General features: G+C 42.7%; 8 protein-coding genes and 2 pseudogenes. 3 read left to right on the forward strand and 7 right to left on the reverse strand.

The genetic code is table 11. The annotated features are described in order from the left end of the window. Positions 1-433: 433 nt before the first annotated feature. Positions 434-754 (forward strand): hypothetical protein, encoded by a 321-nt coding sequence (locus ACLGGO_RS34505; protein WP_446422697.1) that lies wholly within the window; start codon positions 434-436, stop codon positions 752-754. On the opposite strand, the gene ACLGGO_RS34510 is transcribed toward ACLGGO_RS34505, so the two are convergent. The 3 genes from ACLGGO_RS34510 to mgsA are packed head-to-tail and all read right to left on the reverse strand — an operon-like array spanning position 755 to position 3,179. Next, the gene (locus ACLGGO_RS34510; protein ID WP_446422698.1) at positions 755-1,501 is read right to left on the reverse strand and encodes a 4'-phosphopantetheinyl transferase family protein; all 747 of its coding nucleotides are present in this window, start codon (positions 1,499-1,501) and stop codon (positions 755-757) included. 3 nt (positions 1,502-1,504) lie between these two features. Then, positions 1,505-1,855 (reverse strand): DUF4870 domain-containing protein, encoded by a 351-nt coding sequence (locus tag ACLGGO_RS34515; RefSeq protein WP_446336678.1) that lies wholly within the window; start codon positions 1,853-1,855, stop codon positions 1,505-1,507. Then, positions 1,848-3,179, reverse strand: a complete 1,332-nt coding sequence (gene mgsA / locus ACLGGO_RS34520) for a methylglyoxal synthase (RefSeq protein WP_446422699.1) — start codon at positions 3,177-3,179, stop codon at positions 1,848-1,850. The genes ACLGGO_RS34515 and mgsA overlap by 8 nt, the downstream gene beginning before the upstream one ends. Before the next feature lie 179 nt (positions 3,180-3,358). Here mgsA and ACLGGO_RS34525 point away from each other — a divergent pair, with 179 nt between their 5' ends. Then, the gene (locus ACLGGO_RS34525) at positions 3,359-3,571 is read left to right on the forward strand and encodes a hypothetical protein (RefSeq protein WP_446422700.1); all 213 of its coding nucleotides are present in this window, start codon (positions 3,359-3,361) and stop codon (positions 3,569-3,571) included. Between the two features lie 71 nt (positions 3,572-3,642). Here ACLGGO_RS34525 and ACLGGO_RS34530 read toward each other — a convergent pair. The 4 genes and pseudogenes from ACLGGO_RS34530 to ACLGGO_RS34545 form a co-directional block, all read right to left on the reverse strand. Next, positions 3,643-4,287: pseudogene (locus tag ACLGGO_RS34530) on the reverse strand (DUF3226 domain-containing protein). A gap of 2 nt (positions 4,288-4,289) precedes the next feature. After that, on the reverse strand, positions 4,290-5,402 hold the full coding sequence (locus ACLGGO_RS34535) for an AAA family ATPase (protein ID WP_446422701.1): 1,113 nt from the start codon (positions 5,400-5,402) through the stop codon (positions 4,290-4,292). Further along, a complete protein-coding gene (locus ACLGGO_RS34540) occupies positions 5,396-6,031 on the reverse strand; it encodes a hypothetical protein (protein ID WP_446422702.1) in 636 nt (211 codons plus the stop codon). Before ACLGGO_RS34540 ends, ACLGGO_RS34535 begins: the two co-directional genes overlap by 7 nt. Positions 6,032-6,153: 122 nt before the next feature. Continuing rightward, complete coding sequence (locus ACLGGO_RS34545) at positions 6,154-6,852, reverse strand: glutathione S-transferase N-terminal domain-containing protein (RefSeq protein ID WP_446422703.1); 699 nt, start codon at positions 6,850-6,852, stop codon at positions 6,154-6,156. Positions 6,853-7,016: 164 nt separating this feature from the next. On the opposite strand from ACLGGO_RS34545, the pseudogene ACLGGO_RS34550 reads away from it, so the two are divergent. After that, positions 7,017-7,537 (forward strand): annotated as a pseudogene (locus ACLGGO_RS34550) (hypothetical protein); the annotation flags it as partial.

Raw genomic sequence — 7,537 nt, forward strand, 5'->3', positions numbered from 1 at the left:
GCTACCTAGACGGTTCGCTCGGTTTCATCTCCCAGCTAAAGAGCGTGGGAGCCTTCACCCATCGCTTTTCCGGTAATCAGTCTTGAGAGGAGTGGAGAGACGCAACAAAAGCGCCTCTAGTTTGGGTAGTGTGGTTGATCTGCCTACCCTAATTTTCATGAAAACTTTACATACAGCACTGCGTTGCAGGTGTCACCCTTTACATAACTTTAGTTAGGGTATTGGATGAAAGCCAAGTTGTGAGTATTTATGTCTTGGCACAAGCAAAGAACTAACGCATGAAATGGGGTGTAGTCAAGATTTGTAGCCTTTAGGTACAATCATTCAGTCTCTACAGATAAAGGAATGCATAAGTTCTGAACAAGTTTTTGTAAAACTTGCTGAAATCAAGGTAATCACACGGAATTTACCAGTAGGGATTGAGCCACTCGCAGTGATTGTATCGCTCGAAACACCACTATTCGAGACAAAAGGCAAAACCTCAGCCACCTATCGCAGGAGCCTAGAGTCTATGAGTAGGCATAAGCAGTGGAAAAAGGCATGTTTCAAAGTGACGACTTGGATTTTATCTGAGATCGTCTTAAATGTGTTGGGATTGGATGATTTGGCTGACTATAGTGAATTTATTTTCGATCCAGAGGTTATCATCTCTCAGTATCATTCCGTAATTCTAGTGGCTCCACCTCACCCCCCGCAAGTTGAGCAAAACTCACTCTTTTGCCAAACTATCTGCGATCGCGTCGAATTAGTCTAGTTAATTGTCAAACTCAATACAGTCTATCTGCCAATCCTGTCCTGGAATTGCTACAGCCGCCACATAATCGGATGCTGGGGTAAGGGGATAGACAGACCAATTAGCAGCCGCTTTGGAGTCTCCCGCGATACTCAGCAGCTTAGCCGATTCTCCAGGGATGAGAGACACTTCAATCTCTGACAACCCAGCTAACCCATCACCTGTCGCCTTCAAATAAGCTTCCTTGCGTGTCCAGCCATTGAAAAAAGCAATTTGCTGCTGATCCCCGCTCAGAGTCTGAATTGCGGCATATTCCCTCGGCGTAAAGAAACGTTGTGCCAGTTTCTGGGCATCGGGCATCGGACGCATATATTCTAGATCGATCCCCAGTTTCAGGGTTGGTGATAGGGCATACAAAGCTAATCCATGAGAATGAGACAGATTAAAACCAAGAGTATTCTCTGGGTTGATAGTCGCTAAGGCGGGTTTACCACGGGAACTATAGTCAAACTGGATTTGATTGGGCGGTTGATTTAAATAGCGACTTAGGATTGTCCGCAAAATCCCACGACCTGCAATAAAATGGTTGCGATCGCGCTCAAAGTAAAATCGAGAAGCCCGCTGTTGTTCATCCGGGGAAAGGAGTTGTGCAAATCTCTCTATCTGTGCCAGCGATCGATTCAGATCAGCTTGCCAAACATGGATCTCCTGGGCTGACAGGACTAAGGTAGAGGGTGGAGAATGCCACAGACGTTTCCCAGTCGTCATCACTTAAACTAATCTAAAGATAAAAGGATAGCGGTAGGGTTGGTTGGCATTATCCAGAACCTTGATTAGGGCAAGAATCGGCATGATCAGACTGACTAAGCCTAAAAGAGCCAGTAAGAAGAAACCAATCAAGACAACGATTAGCACGATAGAAATGCAGGCATAGATATAAAGGTTAATGTGAAAATTTAGCGCTTCTTTAGCATTTGCCTTAACAATGGGATCATCCGTCACAAACAAAATCACAATCGGGATCGCGACAGAGATCAGAGCGGAACTCAAAAATATCGATCCATGGCATAGCGCTGATAAAAGCTTGCGTTGCTCAAAGTTATAGTCATGCATATTACTCATCACTTACTCCTGGGATTAGATCGGGTTCACTAACGGGTGGTTTTTCATTGGCAGGTTTTGACTCTTCCAAGGGAGCAATTACAGTTAATCCCTGGGGAATACATTCAATGTTGACCGGAGTTGTGCCGATAATTTCCCCATCGACGACAACTTTTTGAGGAGGGTTGGTGGTTACTTTAATTTGCCCAGTCCTTACACAAATTGTATCCTCCCGACGGGCGGCTCTCCGCATCAGCGCAGCACCGAGTAAATCAACGATCGCATCCACGGCTTCGATTTTGGTGTTTTGGGTACTAATCGTCACCTCCAACAACCCATCATTAGCAATCACTTCCCCCATCCCCTGTGCCAACAGAGACGTTGGCGGTGCAGCATTGGCGATGGTAATTGCTCCGGCTTGACACTGACTGGTAATCCCAGCAATCTCCAATTCCGTCTCAAAAATGTTGTGTTCGTTGAGTTGTTGCATCCCTGCCAAAATATAAGCTAAGACTCCCAAGCGTTTTTTTGCTTCTCGATCTGCTCGTTCCACGGTTTCAGCTTCAAAGCCAATCCCAGCTAGCAAAATCATCGGATGCTGATTGCAACGTGCGGCATCGATAACCCGCGTCATGCCCGATAAAATCAGCTCACAGGCGGCTCGCAGATTTGTGGGAATTCCTAAAGCCACAGCAAAAGCATTAGCAGTCCCCCGGGCGATGATCCCCAAGGGAATCCCGGTGTCAATCAAAGCACCCGCAACAGCCGAGACAGTGCCATCTCCACCCGAGGCGATAATCAGATCAGCACCTGACGCGATCGCATCTTGAGTTAACTCTACAGTCGAGCGATCGGGAGTCGTCAAGTGGATATCTAGATGAAGTTGGGGTTTTAAGAGCTGCTGAATAAGTGCCAAATCCTTCTCCGCGTTCCCTTGACCCGAAACTGGGTTAAAAATCAGGTAAGCAAAGCGATTTTTGGCAAAATTGGCAATAATTGCTTCAGCCGTGGCAAGATTAGTAGCGAGAGGGACGTTGTGAACATTACAGATGCGTAATAATGCCTGAATGTCAGGTTCATGAGGTTGAGCATAAAGGGGATCGATGAGGAAAATCACCGCAATCACCTGACCTTGAGCCACTTCAGCCGCAATTTGGGCATCTCCGCCCACGGGACCCGATAAGAGGCACTCTACCTCTAACTTACTCCGTTCTTGAATGCGTTGTCCGGTGGTTCCAGTGGCGATTAAGCGGTAACGGGAGAGAACCGATGTATATTGTTGGGCAAAGCTAGCAATATCATCTTTTTTGCGATCGTGGGCAATTAAGGCAATGGTTGGGGGCATGATGGGATGGGAATAGTCTCATCTTAGTTTAGATGGAATTGGGGTGGTTGGGAGCAGTCGTCTATCTTTGCCGATGTTCGATCAGATACAGTTTCAATGACTGCCGCTTACGAGAGTTGAAGCGGCAGCTTGGAAGAATACGATTCGATTTGGTTTGAAAGTCTAATCGAGGAACTATTATGCTTAGAAAATTAATTGATACTGATTCCAACACCCGTTATGGGGTTTATTATACGGTTTATGGGTCACTCGCTGGTGATGATCAATTAGTGAGATCTTACCTCTGGGCAGGTCCTTATGATGATATGAAAACAGCCGTAAATAAAGCTCAAGAACTGAGACATTCTCATCAAGAGGATGCGTCATTTCTTGTGAAACCGTATGTCGGTTGAAATGGTAAGACAGTAACGCCTCATATTGCGATAATTTTTAATTGTTAATTATTGACAAATAATTGATAAAATTACCGATCGTATAAGTTCTTAAACCAAGCCATAAACGGTTGAGCTTGGGGATGTTTGGGATTCAAAATATGCTCCATGATAGCGTTATGCAATTGTCGTCCAGGTGGATTTTGCCACGCTAGCCAGGTGTAGATATTCGCTTTATCAAGATGAGCATCTATAAAAGGTGCGCCTCTATGTTTGGCTTCTGTTACAATTTCTTGGGCATATTCCCAAAACGGTTCACTCTGATTGGGAATCATGTAGGCTAAGAATGTCTCTAACATTCCGCTCTTTTGGTTATCGGGCATAATCCAGACACCAAATTTAATTCCCTTTGTACTATGAATTAATCCTGTTTTTGGTAATTGTTCCGGAAAGTCAGGAATACTTTTTAATCAGGCGCTTCTGATACTTGTCCAGCGTGCCGATAAATTATCATCTGCATCCACTATTAATCCTAATGTTGTCAATCCTGACGCTTTCAGTTCTGTGGAGATTACATCTGCATCAATAAAGTTATTACTTCCATAGGATTCAATGTAAGGAACTTTAATTTCTATCTCTTTCCAAGGAATTCCATTAGCTTCAATTAGCTCTGGTATAACTCGTTTGTCCTGATCTCCCTCTACAATAAGCTTCTTCGGATAATACTTGCTTGCCATTTCTAACGTATCTCAATCCCTCGTTGAGCCGCGATGACAATCTCACGTTCAGCAAAAAAAACACCCGTTTCTTTACCTGATTCTATTCGTTGAATTGTAATTCCATCCTCAGTGTCTTGTTCCTGACTCGCAATGCTAGCTAAGCTAGTCCAACAATCACTATTATGAGTCGTCGCGAAAACTTGTACATTGAGTTTTTTTGCTGTTTCCAAAATAAGTTTCCACATATCTTCCATTGCTGTGAAATGTAATCCGGTATCAATTTCATCAACTAGCAATACTCCACCTTTAGCACAAACAGTTGATAATGCTAGACCCAACATCCGCCATATCCCGTCCCCCATACTCCCAATCGGAACACGCTGATCACTGTCAGAAAGACGCACGACAAATCCACCACGAGACTCTAAATATCTGTGGCTTTCAGACGTAATAGAAGCAAGGCGCTCAATTTTAGGTTCAATCGTCCGAAGTGCTTTATAGACAAGCATTTCATTGGGTGTTAAAACTACTTGATCAAACAGCTCTATCATGTTTGTCGTTGTTAAAGATGATGATGTGATATATTGATTTATTGCTGCATTTTTTGATGGCTTACTCGTAACTCGCAATGGACGAATATAATCTAAAGAAAGTCCTCCATTAGAAGACAAACTGCGTTTCCAACTCTCTCGCTTATTGCCATCAGTCCAGGAAATGTTAAAAACAAGTTCAAAACTGATAGATTCATCAGATTCAATCTCTGAATCTGCCCTGGAAGCGATCGGTCGTTTGTCTATAGATACGAAAAGTTTATCTTGAAAATTATCATTTAAACCCGATATGGAAAATTCAATGCCTGGTTCAATTTCATGACCGTAAAAAAGATGACGGATAGCAAGTTCACGATATCTTTTGTCTCTGCTAATATCATTACTCCAAAAATATTCACCTCTGTTAGTCATTGCTTCAACTAATGGTTCAGGATTCCCCTTGGAACAGAGCAGTTGAATGGCTTCTAGTATTGATGTCTTGCCACTGTTGTTTTTACCAACGAGTAAGTTAACTCTACCAAGCTGCTGAAGCTCAAAATGTTTGAAACAGCGGAAATTTTTTATAGTCAGATTTTTTAACATATCTCATTTCTGGCGGTACTTGTGGACAAATAAGCTTGAATGGGTTGTAATAGAATTGCCAAAATTTTATCGACTTCCTTAATATAGTATTCTAACCGATCAATCAATACGGTATGTTCCTCTAAGACCAAAAACCGCCATACTGTCCCCGTCGTCACAGCACCATAAATTTTATCAATTTTATTTCCGGCTCTTTGATTAAATATCTGGGCGGCGATCATTTCAGCAATACATTGACCGAATCCTGATTTAATTTTTTCATTTTTGGCTTCAGCAATTGTAATCACTGGAGCGTTGATATAAAATTGTTCCGCTGAACAACTAATGATAAAGTCACAATAGCCTTGTAAGCCTTGATCAACATCGACATTAAAATCAGTTCCAGAGAATAAACTTGCTTGATAGTTAACCTGTCGCCTGACTTCGGATAAAACCGGAGCAATAATAAATTCAGAACGGGCTTTTTCTGTATCAATTGCCGTAGCTAAAGGGATATACTCGGTTAAATTGAGCGTTAAAATTTCCGACGGTTTAACACCTTCGACATCAGCAAATAGATTTTGAGTTTCATCAATGGTTAACCCAAAATCTTCTTTAACTTTAGCCAAGGTAAAATTGCTATATGCCATCAGCAAACCTCTAGGTTACGTGACTGAGACGTTCCGGTGGAACGTCTCTAGGGAATTATTATGAAGTCAGTTAAGATAAACGCATCTACTTTAGAGATTGCCATGGAATGATAAAGAACCAATTATCGCTGATCTAACTGACGGGAACCAAATAAGGCTTCTTTTGCCTTTTCATCCATAGTGTTGACCCTTTTTTCACTCAAAAGTACTAACCCTCGCTGTACCGCAGGTCGCTGGTTAATCGCATTAAACCATCGCTGAAGATTGGGATAATCGGTTAAATTTTGTCCCTGTCGTTCGTGGGGAACAATCCAGGGAAAAATTGCCATATCTGCGATGGAGTAATCACCAGCAATGTACTCGCCTTGGGATAGTTGTTTATCGAGAACTCGATACAAACGAGTTGCTTCATTCGTGTAGCGATCAATGGCATAAGGGATTTTTTCTGGTGCATACTGACGAAAGTGGTGTGCTTGTCCCAGCATGGGTCCCACGCCACCCATTTGGAACATTAGCCACTGAATCACCGAATAGCGATCGCGCGGATGAGTGGGGATGAACTGTCCAGTTTTATCAGCCAGATACAGTAGAATTGCGCCAGACTCGAATAGGGATAGGGGTTGACTATCGGGTCCTTGGGGGTCTGCGATCGCAGGCATTTTATTATTGGGACTGATGGTGAGAAATTCTGGCTTAAACTGATCCCCGGCGGTAATGTTAATAGGGATTAGGTTATAGGGGGTTTCAGTTTCCTCCAGCATAATGCTGACTTTCCAGCCGTTGGGGGTGGGCCAATAGTAGAAATCGATGGGTTGTGTCATGGTTAAAAATGCAACACGAATGAATGTTACGGTTAAGGGCGAAGCATTCTTGTACCAAATTTTGGGTTGATCCCGATCAATCTATGCACGAATGCTTCGCCCCTACAATATGTACGGTATCTACCGTAATATCATAATAATTGTTAATGACATACCCCACAACTATGAAATTTAATCCGGACAAGCATCACCGTCGGTCAATTCGTCTACAGAAATACGATTATACGCAACCTGGTTTTTATTTTGTCACAATCTGTACCTACCAACGGGAATATCTATTTGGCGAGATTATAGATAGTTTCATGCATCTCAATCCCACGGGTCAATTTGTCCAATCATGTTGGAACAATTTATCAAAGCATTTTCCATTCGTAGAATTAGATGCCTTTATCGTTATGCCAAATCATATACACGGAATAATTATTATCACAGACAAGAATAATGTTAATGTAGGAAATGTAGGAAATGTAGGAAATGTAGGAAATGTAGGAAATGTAGGAAATGTAGGAAATGTAGGGGTGAAGCATTCGTGCCTAGATGTATCGGATGCACATCAAACCTTGTCCAAGAATGCTTCACCCTGTCCGGATGTATCGGATAAATATTTGCCCTGTCCGGATGTATCGGATAAATATTTGCCCTGTCCGGATGTATCGGATAAATATTTGCCCTGTCCGGATGTATC

Source organism: Coleofasciculus sp. (assembly GCF_046565525.1).
In the GTDB taxonomy this organism is placed as follows: Bacteria; Cyanobacteriota; Cyanobacteriia; order Cyanobacteriales; family Coleofasciculaceae; genus Coleofasciculus.

Excerpts from the sequence above, each read along its gene's own strand:
- ACLGGO_RS34510 (WP_446422698.1), bottom strand. The coding sequence starts at position 1,501 with ATGACGACTGGGAAACGTCTGTGGCATTCTCCACCCTCTACCTTAGTC.
- ACLGGO_RS34515 (WP_446336678.1), bottom strand. The coding sequence starts at position 1,855 with ATGAGTAATATGCATGACTATAACTTTGAGCAACGCAAGCTTTTATCA.
- mgsA (WP_446422699.1), bottom strand. The coding sequence starts at position 3,179 with ATGCCCCCAACCATTGCCTTAATTGCCCACGATCGCAAAAAAGATGAT.
- ACLGGO_RS34525 (WP_446422700.1), top strand. The coding sequence starts at position 3,359 with ATGCTTAGAAAATTAATTGATACTGATTCCAACACCCGTTATGGGGTT.
- ACLGGO_RS34535 (WP_446422701.1), bottom strand. The coding sequence starts at position 5,402 with ATGTTAAAAAATCTGACTATAAAAAATTTCCGCTGTTTCAAACATTTT.
- ACLGGO_RS34540 (WP_446422702.1), bottom strand. The coding sequence starts at position 6,031 with ATGGCATATAGCAATTTTACCTTGGCTAAAGTTAAAGAAGATTTTGGG.
- ACLGGO_RS34545 (WP_446422703.1), bottom strand. The coding sequence starts at position 6,852 with ATGACACAACCCATCGATTTCTACTATTGGCCCACCCCCAACGGCTGG.